At 72.4% G+C, this 17,270-nt stretch carries 15 protein-coding genes; 9 read left to right on the plus strand and 6 right to left on the minus strand.

Annotation, left to right across the window (positions count from 1 at the left end):
* Nucleotides 1-213 precede the first annotated feature (213 nt).
* Nucleotides 214-1,644 (minus strand): dihydrolipoyl dehydrogenase family protein, encoded by a 1,431-nt coding sequence (locus tag AC067M_RS09140; protein ID WP_478696344.1) that lies wholly within the window; start codon nt 1,642-1,644, stop codon nt 214-216.
* A 134-nt stretch (nt 1,645-1,778) separates the two neighbouring features.
* On the opposite strand from AC067M_RS09140, the gene trxA reads away from it, so the two are divergent.
* Nucleotides 1,779-2,159 (plus strand): thioredoxin, encoded by a 381-nt coding sequence (gene trxA, locus AC067M_RS09145; protein WP_478696345.1) that lies wholly within the window; start codon nt 1,779-1,781, stop codon nt 2,157-2,159.
* A gap of 87 nt (nt 2,160-2,246) precedes the next feature.
* Here trxA and AC067M_RS09150 read toward each other — a convergent pair whose 3' ends face one another.
* From AC067M_RS09150 to AC067M_RS09160, 3 genes are all read right to left on the minus strand, one after another.
* Nucleotides 2,247-3,683, minus strand: coding sequence for a benzaldehyde dehydrogenase (locus AC067M_RS09150; RefSeq protein ID WP_478696435.1), 1,437 nt, complete (start codon nt 3,681-3,683; stop codon nt 2,247-2,249).
* A gap of 108 nt (nt 3,684-3,791) precedes the next feature.
* Nucleotides 3,792-4,841, minus strand: a complete 1,050-nt coding sequence (locus AC067M_RS09155) for a LacI family DNA-binding transcriptional regulator (RefSeq protein WP_478696346.1) — start codon at nt 4,839-4,841, stop codon at nt 3,792-3,794.
* 95 nt (nt 4,842-4,936) lie between these two features.
* Nucleotides 4,937-5,596 carry a TetR/AcrR family transcriptional regulator gene (locus tag AC067M_RS09160; protein WP_478696347.1) on the minus strand — a complete coding sequence of 220 codons (660 nt, stop codon included), beginning with the start codon at nt 5,594-5,596 and terminating at the stop codon, nt 4,937-4,939.
* 118 nt (nt 5,597-5,714) lie between these two features.
* Here AC067M_RS09160 and AC067M_RS09165 point away from each other — a divergent pair, with 118 nt between their 5' ends.
* Both AC067M_RS09165 and AC067M_RS09170 read left to right on the plus strand, forming a co-directional pair.
* Entirely contained in the window at nt 5,715-6,278 is a 564-nt protein-coding gene (locus AC067M_RS09165; protein ID WP_478696348.1) for an NAD(P)H-dependent oxidoreductase, read from the plus strand.
* Between the two features lie 274 nt (nt 6,279-6,552).
* Nucleotides 6,553-7,452: an FkbM family methyltransferase gene (locus tag AC067M_RS09170; protein WP_478696349.1), complete on the plus strand. Its 900-nt coding sequence runs from the start codon at nt 6,553-6,555 to the stop codon at nt 7,450-7,452.
* Nucleotides 7,453-7,475: 23 nt separating this feature from the next.
* Here AC067M_RS09170 and AC067M_RS09175 read toward each other — a convergent pair whose 3' ends face one another.
* Nucleotides 7,476-8,444 carry a TerC family protein gene (locus AC067M_RS09175; RefSeq protein WP_478696350.1) on the minus strand — a complete coding sequence of 323 codons (969 nt, stop codon included), beginning with the start codon at nt 8,442-8,444 and terminating at the stop codon, nt 7,476-7,478.
* A gap of 241 nt (nt 8,445-8,685) precedes the next feature.
* Here AC067M_RS09175 and AC067M_RS09180 point away from each other — a divergent pair, with 241 nt between their 5' ends.
* Together AC067M_RS09180 and AC067M_RS09185 are read left to right on the plus strand one after the other, a co-directional pair.
* The gene (locus tag AC067M_RS09180) at nt 8,686-9,660 is read left to right on the plus strand and encodes an alpha/beta hydrolase (RefSeq protein WP_478696351.1); all 975 of its coding nucleotides are present in this window, start codon (nt 8,686-8,688) and stop codon (nt 9,658-9,660) included.
* Nucleotides 9,661-10,270: 610 nt separating this feature from the next.
* Complete coding sequence (locus AC067M_RS09185) at nt 10,271-11,380, plus strand: helix-turn-helix domain-containing protein (RefSeq protein WP_478696352.1); 1,110 nt, start codon at nt 10,271-10,273, stop codon at nt 11,378-11,380.
* Between the two features lie 256 nt (nt 11,381-11,636).
* Here AC067M_RS09185 and AC067M_RS09190 read toward each other — a convergent pair whose 3' ends face one another.
* Complete coding sequence (locus AC067M_RS09190; RefSeq protein WP_478696353.1) at nt 11,637-13,025, minus strand: glycoside hydrolase family 43 protein; 1,389 nt, start codon at nt 13,023-13,025, stop codon at nt 11,637-11,639.
* 284 nt (nt 13,026-13,309) lie between these two features.
* Here AC067M_RS09190 and AC067M_RS09195 point away from each other — a divergent pair, with 284 nt between their 5' ends.
* From AC067M_RS09195 to AC067M_RS09210, 4 genes are all read left to right on the plus strand, one after another.
* Nucleotides 13,310-14,755: an amidase gene (locus AC067M_RS09195; protein WP_478696354.1), complete on the plus strand. Its 1,446-nt coding sequence runs from the start codon at nt 13,310-13,312 to the stop codon at nt 14,753-14,755.
* 182 nt (nt 14,756-14,937) lie between these two features.
* Nucleotides 14,938-15,381: a chloride channel protein gene (locus AC067M_RS09200; protein WP_478696355.1), complete on the plus strand. Its 444-nt coding sequence runs from the start codon at nt 14,938-14,940 to the stop codon at nt 15,379-15,381.
* A gap of 35 nt (nt 15,382-15,416) precedes the next feature.
* The gene (locus tag AC067M_RS09205) at nt 15,417-15,635 is read left to right on the plus strand and encodes a hypothetical protein (RefSeq protein WP_478696356.1); all 219 of its coding nucleotides are present in this window, start codon (nt 15,417-15,419) and stop codon (nt 15,633-15,635) included.
* Nucleotides 15,636-15,768: 133 nt separating this feature from the next.
* Entirely contained in the window at nt 15,769-17,262 is a 1,494-nt protein-coding gene (locus AC067M_RS09210) for a flotillin family protein (RefSeq protein ID WP_478696357.1), read from the plus strand.
* The last annotated feature ends 8 nt before the right edge of the window (nt 17,263-17,270 follow it).

Consider the following 17,270-nt stretch of genomic DNA (forward strand, 5'->3'; position numbering starts at 1 on the left):
GCGACGTGCTCGGCGTGGGACAGGCGCTGCCCGATCTCGGCGCGGCGCGCCCGCTGCTCGGGCAGTTCGGCGCCGCGGCCGAGCTGCTCCGCGAGGCGGTCGGGATCTTCCACGGCCTGGGCAACGTGTGCTGGAGCAGCAGGCTCGGGCCGCCGAGGAGGTGGCCCGCACCGTTCGGCGCGCACCCTCCCCCGCCTCCTCCGAGCCCTCGGCTCACCCCCGATAGGCCTCCAGCAACCGCAGCCACACCTCGCTGACCGTCGGGTACGACGGCACCGCGTGCCAGAGCCGGCTGATCGGTACCTGGCCGGCGACAGCGATGGTCGCGGAGTGGATGAGTTCGCCGACGCCGGGGCCGACGAAGGTGACGCCGCGCAGGATCTCCTCCTCCAGGTCGACCACCATGCGGGCGCGTCCGCGGTAGCCGTCGGCGTAGAGGCCGGCGCCGGCGACCGAGGAGAGGTCCACGTCCACGGCCCGGACGCGGTGGCCGGCCTGTTCGGCCTCCGCGAGGGAGAGGCCCACGGCGGCGGCCTCCGGGTCGGTGAAGACGACCTGGGGGACGGCGGCGTGGTCGGCGGTCGCGGCGTGGGCCCCCCACGGCTCCGACTCGGGGATCGCCGCGCCGGACGCGCGGGCGGCGATGGCGGCCCCGGCGATGCGGGCCTGGTACTTGCCCTGGTGGGTGAGCAGTGCCCGGTGGTTGACGTCGCCGACGGCGTAGAGCCAGTCGGTGCCGGTCACCCGCAGGCTGTCGTCGACGGACAGCCAGCTGCCCGGCTGAAGGCCGACCGTGTCGAGGCCGATGTCGTCGGTGCGTGGGGCGCGGCCGGTGGCGAAGAGGATCTCGTCGGTCTCGATGCGGTCGCCGCGGTCGGTGACGACCACGACGCCGCCGTTCTCGCGGGCCACCGACTCCACGGACGTACCGATGCGGATGTCGGCGCCGGCCTCGGTGAGGGCCTCGGCGACCAGTTCGCCGGCGAAGGGCTCCATGCGGTTCAGCAGGCCCTTGCCGCGCACGAGGACGGTGACCTCGGAGCCGAGGGCCTGCCAGGCGGTGGCCATCTCCGTGGCCACCACTCCCCCGCCGACCACGACCAGGCGACCGGGGACGGTCTGCGCGCTCGTCGCCTCCCGGCTGGTCCAGGGCTTGATGTCGGCGAGGCCGGGCAGGTCGGGCAGTTGGGCGCGGCTGCCGGTGCAGACCGCGACCGCGTGCCGGGCGGTGAGCACGCGCCGCTCGCCGTCGGGGCCGGTGACGGTCACCGTGCGCTCTCCGGTGAGACGGCCGTGGCCGCGGTGGAGGTCGGCTCCGATGCTCTCCAACCACTGGATCTGGCCGTCGTCCTTCCAGTTCGAGGTGTAGTAGTTGCGGTGTTCAAGGACCGCGGCCGCGTCGAGGGGGCCCTGCACGGCCTGGCTGAGGCCCGGCACGCGGCGGGCGTCGGCGCGGGCGATGACCGGGCGCAGCAGGGCCTTGCTGGGCATACAGGCCCAGTACGAACACTCGCCGCCGACCAGTTCGCTCTCCACGACCGCGGTGGTGAGGCCGGCCGCGCGGGCGCGGTCGGCGAGGTTCTCCCCCACGGGCCCGGCCCCGAGCACCACGACGTCGTACGCGATGGTTTCCGTTTCCGTCATGGGGTCAGTCTGGTGGGTGGTGTGCGACGTGGCCACATGGGTATGCGCGCCGGACACCATGCGGAATAGGTGGTCGTGCGGCCGTGTTGTGCCGACGGCTTCGCCCCCGACACCCAGGAAGAGGGATTCACGCCATGAGCAGCACCGTGGAGCTCACCAAGGAGAACTTCGACCAGACGGTCACGGACAACGAGTTCGTCCTGATCGACTTCTGGGCGTCCTGGTGCGGGCCGTGCCGTCAGTTCGCGCCGGTCTACGACAAGGCGGCCGAGGAGAACCCCGACCTGGTGTTCGGCAAGGTGGACACCGAGGCGCAGCCCGAGCTGGCCGCGGCCTTCGGGATCCAGTCGATTCCGACGCTGATGATCGTCCGTGACCAGGTCGCCGTGTTCGCGCAGCCGGGCGCCCTGCCCGAGGCCGCCCTGACGGACGTCATCGGGCAGGCCCGCAAGCTCGACATGGACGAGGTCCGCAAGTCGATCGCCGAGCAGCAGGCCAACGCCCAGGCCGAGTGAACCCCGGCCCGGGCGGACAGGCCTGGGGCGTGTTGCGAACGTCCCGCCCGCCCTGCGGGCGGACGACGGGACGTTCGCAACAGGCTCTTAGAAGGGATACGGCGCCACGTCGCCCCGCACCGTCGTCCAGCGCAGCTCCGTGAAGGCCTCCAGGTTGGCCTCGCCGCCGAAGCGGGCGCCGGTGCCGGAGGCGGCGATGCCGCCGAAGGGGGCCACGGCCTCGTCGTTCACGGTCTGGTCGTTGATGTGGACGATGCCGGTGGGGATGCGCTCGGCGAGGTCGAGTCCGCGTGCCGTGTCGCGGGTGACGATGCCCAGCGAGAGGCCGTACGGGCTGTTCGCGGCCAGGGCCGCCGCCTCGTCGGCGGTGTCGAAGGGCCGTACGGGCGCGACCGGGCCGAACACCTCCTCCGCGTAGGCGGGGGTGTGGTCGTCGACGCCGGCCAGGACGGTCGGGCGGTAGAAGAGCTGGTCGTGGGTGCCGCCCGCGGCCAGCTTGGCGCCCGCGCCGGTGCTCGCCTCGACCAGTGCGTGCACCTTGGCGAGCTGGGTGCCGTCGATGAGGGGGCCGAGGTGGACCTGCGCGCGGTGCGGGTCGCCGACGGCCAGGGAGTCGGCCTTGGCGGCGAGCCGTTCGACGTACTCCTCGTAGAGGGAGCGGTGCACCAGGTGGCGGCCGGTCGTCATGCAGATCTGGCCCTGGTGGAAGAAGGAGCCCCAGGCGGCCGTGGAGATCACGGCGTCGAGGTCGGCGTCCTCCAGGACGACCAGGGCGGAGTTGCCGCCGAGTTCGAGGTGGGCGCGCTTGAGGTGGCGGCCCGCCGCCTCGCCGACGGCGCGTCCGGCCGCCGTGGAGCCGGTGAAGGAGATCACCGGTACCTGCGGGTCCGCGACCAGCGCCTGGCCCACGTCGGGGCCGCCGGGCAGGACCTGCAGCAGCCCCTCCGGCAGGCCCGCTTCGGCGAAGACCGCCGCGAGGGAGAGCCCGCCGCAGACCGCGGTGCGCGGGTCCGGCTTCAGCACGACCGCGTTGCCCAGCGCGAGGGCTGGGGCCACGGAGCGGATCGAGAGGATCAGCGGGGCGTTGAACGGCGCGATCACGCCCGCGACGCCCACGGGGACCCGCCGGGTGTACGACAGGCGCGGGGCCTCGCTGGGCAGCACCTGGCCGGCCGGCTGGGAGGCGAGGGCGGCGGCCTCGTAGCACTCCTGGGCGGCGACGTGCAGTTCGAAGTCCGCCTTGCCGGCTATGGAACCCGACTCCCGCACGAGCCACTCCCGCAGCTCCTCGGCGTGGGCCGCGAACAGGTCACCGGCCTTGCGCAGCACTCCGGCGCGGACGAAGTGGGGAACGCGGGCCCATTCGGTCTGGGCGGCGCGGGCCGCCTGGACGGCCGGGCGGACGTCCTCGGCGGCGGCGAGGGTGACCGTGCCGAGCCGGTCGCCGGTGGCGGGCTCGGTGACGGCGTACTCGGGGCCCGCCAGAGTGCGGGACTGCCAGGTCTTCTGGTCGAGCAACGGCATGACGGCTCTCCGATTCAGCATGCGGTGGTCGAACGCCTACCCTTTGGTTGAGCGCTCAACAGCCTAACGGGCGGGAACGCCGGGTGAGCACCGTGTGACCCTGGTGATTCAGCTCGACTCGCGCCGCACCACCGTCGCGCCGTATGTCTCACGCGCCTCGGGCTCGGCTCCCGGGTTGCGCACCGCGCGGTCGACGAGTCCGGCGAGGTCGCGCCCTGAGGGCAGCTCGATGCGGACGGTGCTGAGCCGGGGCCGCAGCAGCCGGCCGAGCATGAGGTCGTCGGCGCCGATCACGGCCGTGTCCTCGGGGATGCGCACGCCCTCGTCCTGCAGGGCACGCATCAGCAGCATGGCGTACTCGTCGTTGTACGTGAACACGGCGTCCAGGCCCAGGTCCCGCCAGCGGGCGGCGAGGGCGGCCGCGGACTCCTCCGTATGGGCGAGCGGCAGCTCGGTCACGGTGGCGTCGGTGCCGCGCAGGGCGGCGCGGGTGCCGTCCAGACGGGGCCGGGAGAACATCTCCATGCCCCGCTCCTCGGGGACGACGACGCCGATACGGCGGCGGCCGCGGGCGTAGAGGTGCTCGGCCGCGCTCCGGCCGACGCCCTCGTGGTCCATGAGCAGCGCGTGGGCGCCCTCGACGGGCTCGGCGCCGAGCGTCACCACGGCCCGGGCTCCGGACCGCTTGAGGACGGCCACCCCGTCCGGGCCGATGCCGGGGCCGGGCACCAGCACCGCGACGGGCCGCAGCTCGGCCCATGCCCGGGCGGCCTCGTCACCGCGCAGGCCGCTGACGCCGTACTGGACGACGGTGTAGTCGAGCCGGCTGAGCGCTCGCTGGAAGTCGTGCACGAACCGGCTGTACAGCGGGCCGGCAGGGACGGGCGGGGCGGGCATCAGGACGATCCGGCTGTGTCCCGCGCGCAGGCTGCGGGCCGCCGCGTGCGGTACGTACCCGAGCTCCTTCGCCGCCTCGTGGACCCGGCGGCGCGTGGGCTCGCTGATCCGTACGGCGCTGGTGTTGTTCAGGACGTAGGAGACGGTCGCGCGCGAGACGCCGGCCAGGCGGGCCACATCGGCGCTCGTGGGTACCGGGCGCGGTGCGGGGGACGGCAGGGGCGCGGGCGTTTTCGGTATCTGCACCATGACGTACGGCATCTTGGCAGAAGCGGGGAACGGGGGTCCCGGCGGGGGAACATCGTCCGGATTTCTACGAACTGGCGCACATATGGTGCCGGTTCACACCGTACGCGTCACCCGGGCGACGTACGCGTCACCCGGGCGACCAGATCGCACCAGGCCGCCTCCAGACGCTCGAGCGGCATCCCGCAGCGGCCGGTGAGGTGGTGGATCAGGACCGGGTTGAGGCTGCTCATGAGCGTGTGGGCGAGGATCTCGCTGTCCGCGTCCGGCACCGCCTGCCGCAGCAGCAGGGCGATATGGCTGTGGTGCAGCTGTCGGACCGGGACGGAGAAGCGGCGCTCGGGGCTCGGTTCGGCCGCCAGCTGGAGGTCCAGCTCGTCGACCGAGCGGCGCAGCAGGGCGCAGCCGAACGCCCGCAGCCGCTCCACGGGGGGCGCCCCGGGACCCAGCGGCGGGGGGCCGCCGAGGAAGGCGGCCTGGAACTTCTTCTCGGAGTGGTCGAGCAGTGCCGTCAGCAGGCCGGTGCGGTCGCCGAAGCGACGGAAGACCGTGCCCTTGCCCACGTTGGCCGCGACCGCCACCGCCTCCATGGTGACCCCGGCCGCGCCGTGCTCCGCCACCAGCCGCGCGGCCGCCTCCAGCAGCCGGGCCCGGTTGCGGGCCGCGTCGGCGCGCAGGCAGGGCTCCTCCTCGACGGGTCCGAGCTGCAACAACTCGGGCGCGGCGAGTGACTGTTGCGACTTCGGGAACGGCGGCGGGGCGGCGGACATGAAAACAGCGTAAAGCACCGGGAAGAAAACTGGACCGCGGTCCGTTTAGAGTGATACAAAAGCTAAACGGACCCCGGTCCGGATCTAACGGCACTGTTTCACACGTCAGGGAGTTCGCATGTCCGTTCGCATTCTTGCGCTCGTCGGCAGCCTTCGCGCCGGCTCGACCAACCGCCAGCTCGCCGAGGCAGCCGTCAAGCTCGCTCCCGAGGGTGCGGAGGTCGAGCTGTTCGAGGGCCTGGCGGAGATCCCGTTCTACAACGAGGACATCGACGTCGAGGGCAACGTCCCGGCCGCCGCCGCCAAGCTGCGCGAGGCCGCACAGGCCTCCGACGCCTTCCTCTTCTTCTCGCCCGAGTACAACGGCACCATCCCGGCCGTCCTGAAGAACGCCATCGACTGGCTGTCCCGCCCGTACGGCGCCGGCGCCTTCGGGGGCAAGCCGGTGGCCGTGGTCGGCACCGCGTTCGGCCAGTTCGGCGGCGTGTGGGCGCAGGACGAGACCCGCAAGTCCGTGGGCATCGCGGGCGGCAAGGTGATCGAGGACATCAAGCTCTCCATCCCCGGTTCCCTGACCCGTTTCGCCGAGACCCACCCGGCCGACGACGTCGAGGTCGCCGCCCAGCTGACCGAGGTCGTCGCGCGCCTGCACGGCCACGCGGGCGAGCCTGCCGCCGCGTGATCGCCGCCTGAGGCACGCGGAACGGGGGCCGGAGTCTTCCGGCCCCCTTTCCGCGTGCCTCTGATCGCTCTGCGAGACGTCGCGCAAGCGATTTCTGGGTCAAGGTGCCGAAAAATCGTTCAAGCCCGCGACTACCGGCCGTCATCTCTGATTGGCTGGACGGATGCAGACACTTTATCGACGACTGCTGACTCTGATGCCTCGACTTGGTTTGCACGTGACCGACCTCGGTCCGGGATCGGCGGTGGTCTCACGGCGTAACCGGCGCCTCAGAATGCCCCTGGCCCAGGGCGCGGACGTGGTGGCGCGGGACAACGGCCGCTGGTCGGTGACGGGCGCCGGCGAGGACACCTGGGTGGTGCGGCGCCGCAAGTCCCGCGCGGAAGGGGAACAGGGCGGCGCCCAGTCGGCGAGTGTCAGGCTCGGCGACAGCGGCGCGCGCCTCCTGCTCGACCCCGCCGCCCTGCAGGACGAGCGCAAGCTGCAGCTCGCGGCGGCCGAGTACCTCTGCCACCAGCACGTGGCCGCCATGCTGGAGTTCTACGGCGTGAACTGCGTGTTCGACGTGGGCGCCAACGCCGGCCAGTACGCCCGCCGGCTGCGCCGCCACGGCTACACCGGCCGCATCGTGTCCTTCGAGCCCACCGCCGGAACCTTCGCCAAGCTCCAGAAGGCCGCCGAGAACGATCCGGACTGGTGGGTGTACCACTACGGCCTCGGCCGCGAGGACACGGCGAGCACCATCCACACCGGCTGGAACAGCATGAACTCCGTCCTGCCGCCCAGCGACTACGGCAAGGACCGCTATCTGCGGTTCGCCAAGTCCGAGACGGAGGAGATCCAGATCCGCCGCCTCGACGGCATGATGGAGAAGGCCCTCGACGGGATCACCGACCCGCGTCCCTTCCTCAAGATGGACACCCAGGGCTACGACCTGGAGGTGTTCGCCGGCGCCGGTGAGCGCGTCGGTGAGTTCGTCGGGCTGCAGTCGGAGGTCGCCGTGCTGCGGCTGTACGAGGGCAGCCCGGGCATGAGCGAGGCGATCGCCACCTACGAGGCGGGCGGCTTCGGGATCACCGGGATGTACCCCGTGACGCGTGAGGCCAACACGGGCCGGGTGATCGAGTTCGACTGCGTGATGATGCGCGCGGACGCGGCCCCGGCGACGGACTGACCCCCGCGTCGGACCGACCCGCGCTACGCCCCGCTCGCCTCGGCCTGCCGCTCCAGCTTCTTGGACGCCCTGAGGCTGGTGAACGTCGTGATCGCCAGGACGAGCACGATGAAGCCGAGCGAGAACGGGATGCTGATCTCCGGGACGTTGACCCCGGACTCGTGCAGCGCGTGCAGCACCAGCTTGACGCCGATGAAGCCCAGGATGATCGACAGGCCGTACGACAGGTGGACCAGCTTCCTCAGCAGGCCACCGATGAGGAAGTACAGCTGCCTGAGGCCCATCAGCGCGAAGGCGTTGGCGGTGAACACGATGTACGGGTCCTGGGTCAGCCCGTAGATCGCGGGGATGGAGTCGAGCGCGAAGAGCACGTCGGTGGAGCCGATCGCGAGCATCACGACCAGCATCGGGGTCATGATCCGCTTGCCGTTCTCGGTGATGAACAGCTTGGTGCCGTGGTAGCGGTCGGCGACACCGAAGCGGCGCTCGACGGCCTTGAGCAGCTTGTTCTCCTGGTAGTCCTCGTCGTGCTCCTCCTTGCGGGCGTCCTGGACCAGCTTCCACGCGGTCCAGATCAGGAAGGCGCCGAAGAGGTAGAACACCCAGGAGAAGGCGGAGATGATCGCGGCGCCCGCGGCGATGAAGCCGGCGCGCAGTACGAGCGCCATGATGACGCCGACCATCAGCACCCGCTGCTGGTACTGCGTCGGCACCGCGAACTTGCCCATGATCAGGACGAAGACGAAGAGGTTGTCGACGCTCAGCGACTTCTCGGTGATGTAGCCGGCGAAGAACTCGCCGGTCGGCTGTCCGCCGCCGTAGAGGAACACTCCGAGGCCGAAAAGGCACGCCAGCACGACCCAGACGATCGTCCAGGTCCCCGCCTCCCTGAGGGTCACCTCGTGGGGCTTGCGGCCGATCAAGAAGTCCACGCCGACCAGGGCGCACAGGGCCACGACGGTCAGTAGCCAGACGGTGAGGGACACGTTCACGGAGGTACTCCTGGGGCCTGTGGGGATCCTGTTGGGGAATGGACATCGTTGTCGGATGGCTCGATCCGTTCCACCTCCGGGAGGTGAACGAAAGGTCATGCCCTGGTAAGAAACGAGGTCAGCGGGGGCGGCGACCCGCCGAATGGCGGGCAGGTTCCGCCGTACGGCGGCGGTCCGGGCGGCCGGGCGTGCGCTCATCATGGGGCCGCACGAGCCGCCGCGTTCCGCATGAGGAGTAGCCATGACCTCGGTCCCGCCCCCGTTCGACCCCGAACTCGCCGCCGCCCTGGAACTGATCAAGGACATGATCTCGCCGAGCATCACGCCGGAGGAGATCGACGACGCCCGCCGGGGCCCCGGCATCGAGCTGCTGGCCGAGCTGGACCTGACGTTGGACGGGTTCTTCGAGGTGGAGGACCGGGAGGTGCCGGGCCCCGAGGGGGCGCCCCCGATCTCGCTGCTGATCTGCCGTCCCACGGCCCCCGCGACCTCCGGTCCGCGCCCCCTCATCTACCACGTCCACGGCGGCGGATTGATCCTCGGCAACAACCGGGTCGGGGTGGACGGGCCGCTGGCCTGGGCGAAGGAGCTCGACGCCGTGGTGGTGTCCGTGGAGTACCGGCTCGCGCCGGAACACCCCTACCCGGCGCCGGTCGAGGACGTGTACGCCGGGCTGATGTGGACCGCCGAGAACGCCAAGGAGCTGGGCGCCGACCCGGAGCGGATCGTGGTCGCCGGGGCCAGCGCGGGTGGCGGCCTGAGCGCGGCGCTCACGCTGCTCCTGCGGGACCGCCAGGGCCCGCGCCCGCTCGGTCAGCTGCTCATGTGCCCGATGCTGGACGACCGTAACGACACGCCGTCGGCTCAGCAGATGGCGGGCCTCGGCATCTGGGACCGTACGGCCAACGAGACGGGGTGGACGGCGTTCCTCGGCGAGCTGCGCGGCGGCCTCGACGTCTCCCCCTACGCGGCCCCCGCCCGCGCCGACGACCTCTCCGGCCTGCCCCCGGCCTTCCTCGACGTCGGCTCCGCGGAGACCTTCCGCGACGAGGTCGTCACCTACGCCTCCCGCATCTGGCAGGCCGGCGGCGTCGCCGAGCTCCACGTCTGGCCCGGCGGCTTCCACGGCTTCGACGGCTTCGCCCCCCAGACCGCCCTCTCCCGCTCGGCCCGAGCAGCCCAACTGAACTGGCTGCGGAGGCTGCTCGCGGAGTGAGGGCGGGCGCTGGCCGCGGGGCTTGGCCGGACGCCGACCGGCGCGCGGGTGGTCCCGGCGGCCCAGACTGATCCTGCCCCTCGGGTGCTGAGCGCGCCGCCGTGCCCGTGTCCCCGGCGACGCAGACTCGGCGCGCCCGGCGAACGCAGGCCCTGCGTGCCCGGCCAACGGGCGCGCCGTGCCCCGAGCCCCCGGGGACGCCGGCTCGGCGCGCCCGGCCAACGCAGGCCCTGCGTGCCCGATCGACGCAGACTCGGCGCGCCCGGCCAACGCAGGCTCTCCGCGCCCGAACGACACAGGCCCGGCGTACCCGGCCAACGCAGGCCCGGCGCGCCCGAACGACACAGGCCCGGCGTACCCGGCCAACGCAGGCCCGGCGCGCCCGAACGACACAGGCCCGGCGTACCCGGTCAACGCAGGGTCGGCGTGCCCACCCCCGGCGCATGGGAGGCGACCAGCCTTCGGGTTCCGGTTCGCCGGCGTCGGCGTCCGTGGGGACACCGATCCCGGGGCGGGCCCGGCCAGACTGGCGCGGCGCCTGCGCTCCCGGCGCCGGTATGGATCCGGCGTCGCACTTCCGAGGGCCCGGCGGCTGGCGCATCATGGGCCCATGAAAGAGCTGGCCGGGCGGTTGACCGCGTTGGACCCGGATGCCGGGGCCGCTGTGCAGGTCATCGCCTACTTCGATCGACTGGCCGAGTCCCGGGCGGGGATGGAGGCGCTGGTGCGGGGCGCCGCCGTACTCGCCGGAGTGGCGGCGCGGCTCGTCGACGTGGACCGGCTGGTGCGGGTCCGGGTCGAGGCGGACGGCACGCGCCGCGACACCGACCTGCCACCGGATCCGCGGTGGCCGTCCGCCGCGCTGAGGCCGGGCGGTGCTCCGGCGCTGTGGCTGGAACGCGCCGGGGCCGCGCCCAGTGTGGTGGACGCGGTGATCCTGGAGCGGGCCGCGGGTGCCGTACGGCTCGTCCTCGACCGTACGCGCGGCCGGGCACCGATCGACGACCCCGCCCTCGTCGAGACCGTGGTCGACGCCACGGCCCCCGAGGCGGCCCGGCTGCACGCCGCTCGCCGCCTCGGACTGGCCCCGGGCGCACAGGCCCGCGCCTTCGCCCCGCTCGGCGGGCGGCCACGGGTCCTCCCCGCGGACGCACGGATCGACCAGATCGAGCAGATCGAGCAGCACGGGCCGGCCGAAACGCCCGTCGGGCGCCCCGGCGCCCGCGCCCCCCTCCCCACCGCACAGCCACAAGCCCCGGTCGGCCGTCCCGCCTCAGGCCCACCCGGCTCCCCGCGTGCCGGTGTCGGCCCCGCCGTCCCCCTCACCGAGTTGCCCCGCTCCTGGGCCGCCGCGCGCACCGCGTTGCGGTTCACCGCCGACGGCACCGCGCAGGATCCCGGCCCGCGGGTCGTGTACGCCGACGAGCTCGGCGGTCTCGCGCTGCTGGCCGACCTCGTCGTACCAGGGGGCGAGCCGCCGCCCGACGTGCAGGACCTGGACGCGGCCGCGGCGGACGCGCCCTGGCTGTTGGTGACGCTGCACGCCGTGGCGACGACGGCGAGCCTGCGGGCGGCCGCCGCCGAGGCGAACGTGCACCACTCCACGCTCCAGGACCGGTTGACCCACGCCGAACACCTGCTCGGCTGGCCGGTACGGACCCCGCAGGGCCGACTCAGACTCCAACTTGCCCTGGAGATACGCAGGTTGGCACGCCCCTGAGCGTCGAGAGGCCGTCCGCCTTCAGGCCGAGGGGCCGGCCTCCACCGGGCCCTCGGCGTGGGTGACGAAGTCGTCGACGAGGCGGCGGAAGAGCGCGGCGCCGGGCGAGGTGATGGAGGTCCTCGGGGGACCAGTCCGTCAGGGCCATCTCCCTACCGTGACGGCCGGCCTGGGCCCCCGGAATCCATGGTGCAGCGCGCTGCACCATGGATTCCGGAGCCACCAGGACAACCGCGCAGGTCAGCAGGGGTGCAGGTCAGGCCCAGGCCGTCACCGGCACGAACGAGCTGTCCTGCCGGAACAGGTCCGTGCCGTCGGCCGGGTCGACGCGGAGCTGGTAGTTGTAGTGGCGCAGGTAGTAGCCGGGGTAGTTGTACGACTCGAAGCGCAGCGAGCCGCTCGCGCTGCCCGTACGGGCGATGAACGTGGCGTCCTTGGCGAACGTCGAGGTGCCGTCGTTGGGGTCGAAGCGGCCCCGGAACCCGTAGTGGCGAAGGTAGTTGCCGGCGGCGTCACGGAAGGAGTAGCCGTTCGCGTCGGCGAGACCGGCGACGACGGTGAAGGTGGACGCCTGCTTCTCCGCGCTGCTGCTGGAGCCGCTCACCACGGGCAGGTTGAGGAGCGAGGACTGCTCCTGCCAGTAGCGGGTGGAGAAGTTGGCCGACTGGAAGGAACGGGTGACGTTCTTCGCGAGGCTCGCTCCGCCGGACACCGTCTCCTTGATGACGGTGAAGTGGCGCGCCGTACCGGAGATGGCGGGCAGCGCCTTCGGCGCGCTCCAGGTGGCGAAGGTGTCGTAGCTGTCGCTGTAGTAGTACTTGCCGTCGCCGTAGCCGTCGAAGAAGATCCGCCAGGCGCCGTTGTCGAGCTGCACCAGCGCGGGGCCCTCGCGGTAGCTGCCCCAGCCGGCCCAGTCGCCGGTCTTCGAGATCGTGTAGGGGCCGGCGAGGCGCGAGGCGGTGGCGTACTCGATGTACTTGGTCGTCTCGTTCTTCGTGAAGGCGTGGTAGGTCGAGCCGATCCGCACGATGAACGTGTCGATGTGGTTGGAGCCGATACCGGACAGGGCGGCCGGTGAACTCCAAGCGGTCAGCGCGGAGTTGGTGGCCTTGAGCAGGTAAGGGGTGAAGATCCACTGGTCGTTGGTGGTCGAGCAGGACACGATGATGTTGACGCTGCCGTCGCTGTCGACGAACCACTCGGGCGCCCAGGCGCGGGACAGGTTGGCGATCGGGACCGTGTAGTCGTACAGGAAGGTCCAGTTGACGCGGTCGCTGCTGCGCGCGAAGCCGATGGTGGTGCTGACGTCCTGCCAGGTGTGCGTGGTGTAGGTGATGTAGTAGAAGCCGTCCGTGTGCTTGAAGACACTGGCGTCGCGGATGCGGTTGCTGGGCGGGGTGTACGCCGAGGACTTCACCAGGCGGAAGTCGGTGGCGTCGTCGGACTGGTAGACGTTGACCGTGCCGTCGTTGCTGTTGAGGAACGGGACGATGGTGTAACGGGTGGCCGAGCCGCTGGGCGGGGCCGCGGCGAGGGCCGTGCCGAGCAGGCCGGGCGCCTCGCCCAGCACGAGCGCCGAGGCGGGCAGGGCTGCCAGCGCGCGCAGGAGGGTGCGGCGGGACGGGCTGGGGGGACGTCTGGTCACGTGCGGCTCTCCCTGGTGCTGAGGAGTCCCAAAGACTCGGTCGTTCGACATCCCGAACGGGGTTCGGAAAGTCGATCGAAAGGTAGGGGTGGGGCACGTGCGCGTCAATGGTTTGCGCAGCACGGAACCGACCCTGTGGGAGAGCTGTGGTGGGAGCGCTGCTCTCGGCGGCTGATGTCGGACCCGAGTACCTCTCCTGCGCGCGCGTGGCGTTCCGTCATCGCGCCACCACACGTTACCGTTCGGTAGGACAACGCCGTCCCGGAGTGCCCGGAGGTACCCGCATGACGCTCGACCCTGGCGACCGCGCCGACCGCGCCGAAGGCCTGGCGGAGACCGCCCGTGCGCTGGCCGACGGGGAGGTGTCGGCCCGCGAGCTGGTGGAGCGCACGCTCGCCCGGATCGAGGCGGCGCAGGGCACCCTCAACGCCTTCCGTGTGGTCCGGGCCGAGGCGGCGCTCGCCGAGGCCGAGGCGGCCGACCGGGAACTGGCCGGCGGGGCGCGCCGCCCGCTGCTCGGGGTGCCCGTCGCCGTCAAGGACGACATGGACGTGGCGGGCGAGCCGACCGCGTTCGGCTGCCAGGGCGAGCACCCACCGGTGGCCGAGGACGGCGAGGCGGTACGGCGGCTGCGCGCGGCCGGGGCCGTGATCGTCGGCAAGACCAACACCTGCGAGCTGGGGCAGTGGCCCTTCACCGAGGGCCCCGCGTTCGGCGCGACCCGCAATCCGTGGAGCACCGAGCACACCCCGGGCGGTTCGTCGGGCGGTTCGGCGGCCGCCGTCGCCGCCGGTCTCGTGCCGGCAGCCCTCGGCTCCGACGGGGCCGGCTCGGTCCGCATCCCGGCCTCCTGGACCCATCTGATCGGCATCAAGCCGCAGCGCGGCCGCATCTCGACCTGGCCGCGCGGCGAGTCCTTCCAGGGCATCACGGTCAACGGCACGCTCACCCGGACCGTGGCGGACGGCGCCCTGCTCCTCGACGCGGCGAGCGGCAACCACGCCCAGGATCCGCACCGGCCACCCGCCGTCGACGCCCTTGCCGCGGTGGGCCGCGACCCCGGCCGGCTGCGTGTCGCGCTCGCGCTCAAACCACCGTTCACCGCGCTGCCCGCCCGTCTGCTTCCCGAGGTGCGCACCCGGGTCGTCGAACTCGCGGACAAAATCGCCGCGTTGGGACACACCGTCGAGGAGGCCGACCCGCCGTACGGGCAGATCGGGCTGACGTTCATCCCCCGGGCGACCGCGGGGATCGCCGAGTGGGTCGCCGAGGCGCCCTTCCCCGCGCTGCTCGACCCGCGCACCCGCGAGGCCGCCCGGCTGGGCCGGCTGCTCGCCGGCGCACCGCTGCGGGCGGCGCGACGAGCGGAAGCGGTCCTGCACCGCCGTATCGGCGCCTTCTTCGAGACGTACGACGTGGTCCTCGCCCCGACTACGGCCGCTCCCCCGCCGCGGATCGGGGCCATGCTGAACCTGAGCGGGTTCGCCACCGACCGCGCCATGATCGCCGCCTGCCCCTACGCCTGGCCGTGGAACGTCCTGGGCTGGCCCGGCGTCAACGTGCCCGCGGGCTTCGCACCCGGCGGTCTGCCCGTCGGGGCGCAGCTCCTCGGCCCGGCCGACAGCGAGCCACTGCTCCTGTCGCTCGCCGCCCAACTGGAGTCCGAGCTGCGCTGGCACGAACTCTGGCCCCCGCACACGGCGGTGACGGACTCCTCCCCGGCGGTGTGAGCACGCGCCCAGGCAGCTCCCCCAGGGGTGCGCGCGCAAGGCCCCGCTCGTGAGCGCCGTGCCTGTCCCGGTGTGAGCCGGGCGGGCCCACCGGCTCCCGGCTCCCGGCTCCCGGCTCCCGGCTCCCGGCTCCCGGCTCCCGGCTCCCGGCTCCCGGCTCCCGGCTCCCGGCTCCCGGAGATGTGACCACGCGAGCCCGCAGGGGTGCGAGCGCACTAGACCCCAACGCCGGAGTCGGTGCGGCCCTGGGGCGGCTGGCGGAGCCTGTCGGGTTCGCTCCGGGCAGTCCGCTGGTGCCGGTGGCGGTGGGCATGGCGGCCTGTCTGGGCGCGGTGGCCCACGCTCCGCTCGGGGTGCTGGTGATGGTCGCGGAGATGCTGGGGAACGCGTCGATTCTGGGCCCGGGGATCCTGGCGGTGCTGTGCGCCCAGGCGGTCACCGGGGGCGTCACGCTGTACCGGAGTCAGGTGGACCGGCTCGCGGAGGGACACGGTGGCTGGGCGGGCCTACCGCCGCAGATCCTGGTGAAGACGCCGGAGCACCGTACGGTGGTCTCCCTCGTGCGACGGGAGCCGCGCCCCCACACACCGATGACCGTCAAGTCGACCGATCACGCGGCGGACTGAGGCCCTCCGGGCGCGGCGGCCCTTACCCTGTGCCCATGGAGGACGCGTCGTTGGTCGGGCTCATGGGGCGGGTCACCGGCACGGTCGGGCCCGGGCTCGTCGGTGAGGTGATCGTCCGGGTGCGGGGCGGGGCCGAGCACTTCCTGGCGTACCCGGCGAACGGGACCGGCCGCATCGCGCCCGGGACGGTGGTGATGGTCGTGGAGCATCTGCCGCCCAGGACCGTCTACGTGACGCCGGCGTACGACAGTTGAGACCGCCTCGGCACAGCTGAGAGCCGTACGCGTCAAGGTTTCGACAAGGATCCGTCGGCCTCTGTACCCCGAGGTCGCGCAGGAGCACACTCCCTTCGTTCGGTGCCGTAAGGGCACCATGCAAAGGGGGCGTATGCCGATGGTTGTCGGCGTCGTTGCGGGGGTGGCGGTTGTCGCCGTCCTCGCTCTGGTCGGTCTGTTCAAATTGATGTGGCGGGTCGCGGAACCCAACGAGGCACTCGTCATCTCCGGCTCCAAGCACCGCATGGAGGGCCTGGAGGAGGGGATGGGCTTCCGCATCGTCACGGGGCGCGGCACGCTGGTGATGCCCGGGGTGCAGGTGGTGCGCAAGCTCTCGCTCGACCTGAACGAGACCGAACTGCAGGTGGACTGCGTGACCCACCAGGGCATTCCGCTGAAGGTGCGGGGCGTGGTCATCTTCAAGGTGGGCGACGACTTCGTGTCGATCGCCAACGCGGCCCGGCGTTTCCTCGACCAGCAGAAGCTGATGTCGGAGCGGGTGCACAACGTCTTCGCCGGTCATCTGCGGTCCATCGTGGGCGGGTTGACGGTCGAGGACATGATCCGCGACCGGGAGAAGCTCACCGGGCAGACCCGTGCCGCGTGCGGCACGGAGATGGAGAAGCTGGGCCTGATCGTGGACTCGCTGCAGATCCACGAGATCGAGGACCCGACCGGATACATCCAGAACCTGGCGATGCCGCACGCGGCGGCCGTGCAGCGGGACGCGCGCATCGCGCAGGCGGAGGCGAATCGTCTCGCCACGGAGGCGGAGCAGGCCTCGTTCGCCCGGATGGCGGAAGCGACCCGCGACAGCGAGATCCTCCAGGCCGGTTACCAGGCCGAGCGTGACAAGGCGGGCGCCAAGGCCCGTCAGGCGGGGCCCCTCGCCGACGCGGCCGCCCGCCAGGAGGTCGTCGTCCAGGAGACCCGGGTCGCCGAGTTGGAGGCGCACCGGCGTGAGCAGCAGCTCCAGGCCGACGTCCGCAAGCCCGCGGACGCGAAGGCGTACGAGAAGCGCACGCTCGCCGAGGCGGAGCGCGACGCGCGGATCTCGGCGGCGCAGGCCAAGGCGAAGGAGACGGAGCTCGCGGCCGCCGCCGAGGCGACCCGGGTGAAGACCGCCGCCGGAGCCGAGGCCGAGGCCACCAAGGCCCGGGGTACGGCGACCGCAGCCGCGACCCGTGCCACCGGTGAGGCCGAGGCCGCCGCCGCGCAGGCCAGGGGCCTGGCGGAGGCCGAGGCCACCAAGGCGCACGGTCTCGCGGAGGCGGAGGCCATCAAGGCCCGTGCCGCCGCCCTCGCCGAGAACCAGGAGGCCGTGGTCGCGCAGCAACTCGCCGAGAAGTGGCCGGAGATCGTCCAGGCCGGGGCATCGGCGTTCGGCAACGTCGACAACATGGTGCTGCTCAACGGCGCCGACGGCATGGCCGAGTTGTTCGCGAAGGCACTCACCATGGGCGGAACCGGACTGGGTCTGGCCCGGCAGTTGCTGGCGTCCATGAACCAGAGCGGGCAGCCGAACGGGCAGACTCCGAACGGGCCTCCGTCCCTCAACGGGGTCGCGGGCCCGCCCTCGCAGAAGGTGCCGGTCGAGGACAGATGAGGACCCGT

Source organism: Streptomyces sp. NPDC043427, assembly GCF_056436655.1.

Coding starts and splice junctions, on each gene's coding strand:
- AC067M_RS09155 (WP_478696346.1), bottom strand. CDS start 4,841: ATGCCGTACGTCATGGTGCAGATACCGAAAACGCCCGCGCCCCTGCCG.
- trxA (WP_478696345.1), top strand. CDS start 1,779: ATGAGCAGCACCGTGGAGCTCACCAAGGAGAACTTCGACCAGACGGTC.
- AC067M_RS09140 (WP_478696344.1), bottom strand. CDS start 1,644: ATGACGGAAACGGAAACCATCGCGTACGACGTCGTGGTGCTCGGGGCC.
- AC067M_RS09195 (WP_478696354.1), top strand. CDS start 13,310: ATGACGCTCGACCCTGGCGACCGCGCCGACCGCGCCGAAGGCCTGGCG.
- AC067M_RS09150 (WP_478696435.1), bottom strand. CDS start 3,683: ATGCCGTTGCTCGACCAGAAGACCTGGCAGTCCCGCACTCTGGCGGGC.
- AC067M_RS09205 (WP_478696356.1), top strand. CDS start 15,417: ATGGAGGACGCGTCGTTGGTCGGGCTCATGGGGCGGGTCACCGGCACG.
- AC067M_RS09180 (WP_478696351.1), top strand. CDS start 8,686: ATGACCTCGGTCCCGCCCCCGTTCGACCCCGAACTCGCCGCCGCCCTG.
- AC067M_RS09210 (WP_478696357.1), top strand. CDS start 15,769: ATGCCGATGGTTGTCGGCGTCGTTGCGGGGGTGGCGGTTGTCGCCGTC.
- AC067M_RS09165 (WP_478696348.1), top strand. CDS start 5,715: ATGTCCGTTCGCATTCTTGCGCTCGTCGGCAGCCTTCGCGCCGGCTCG.
- AC067M_RS09160 (WP_478696347.1), bottom strand. CDS start 5,596: ATGTCCGCCGCCCCGCCGCCGTTCCCGAAGTCGCAACAGTCACTCGCC.
- AC067M_RS09170 (WP_478696349.1), top strand. CDS start 6,553: ATGCCCCTGGCCCAGGGCGCGGACGTGGTGGCGCGGGACAACGGCCGC.
- AC067M_RS09185 (WP_478696352.1), top strand. CDS start 10,271: ATGAAAGAGCTGGCCGGGCGGTTGACCGCGTTGGACCCGGATGCCGGG.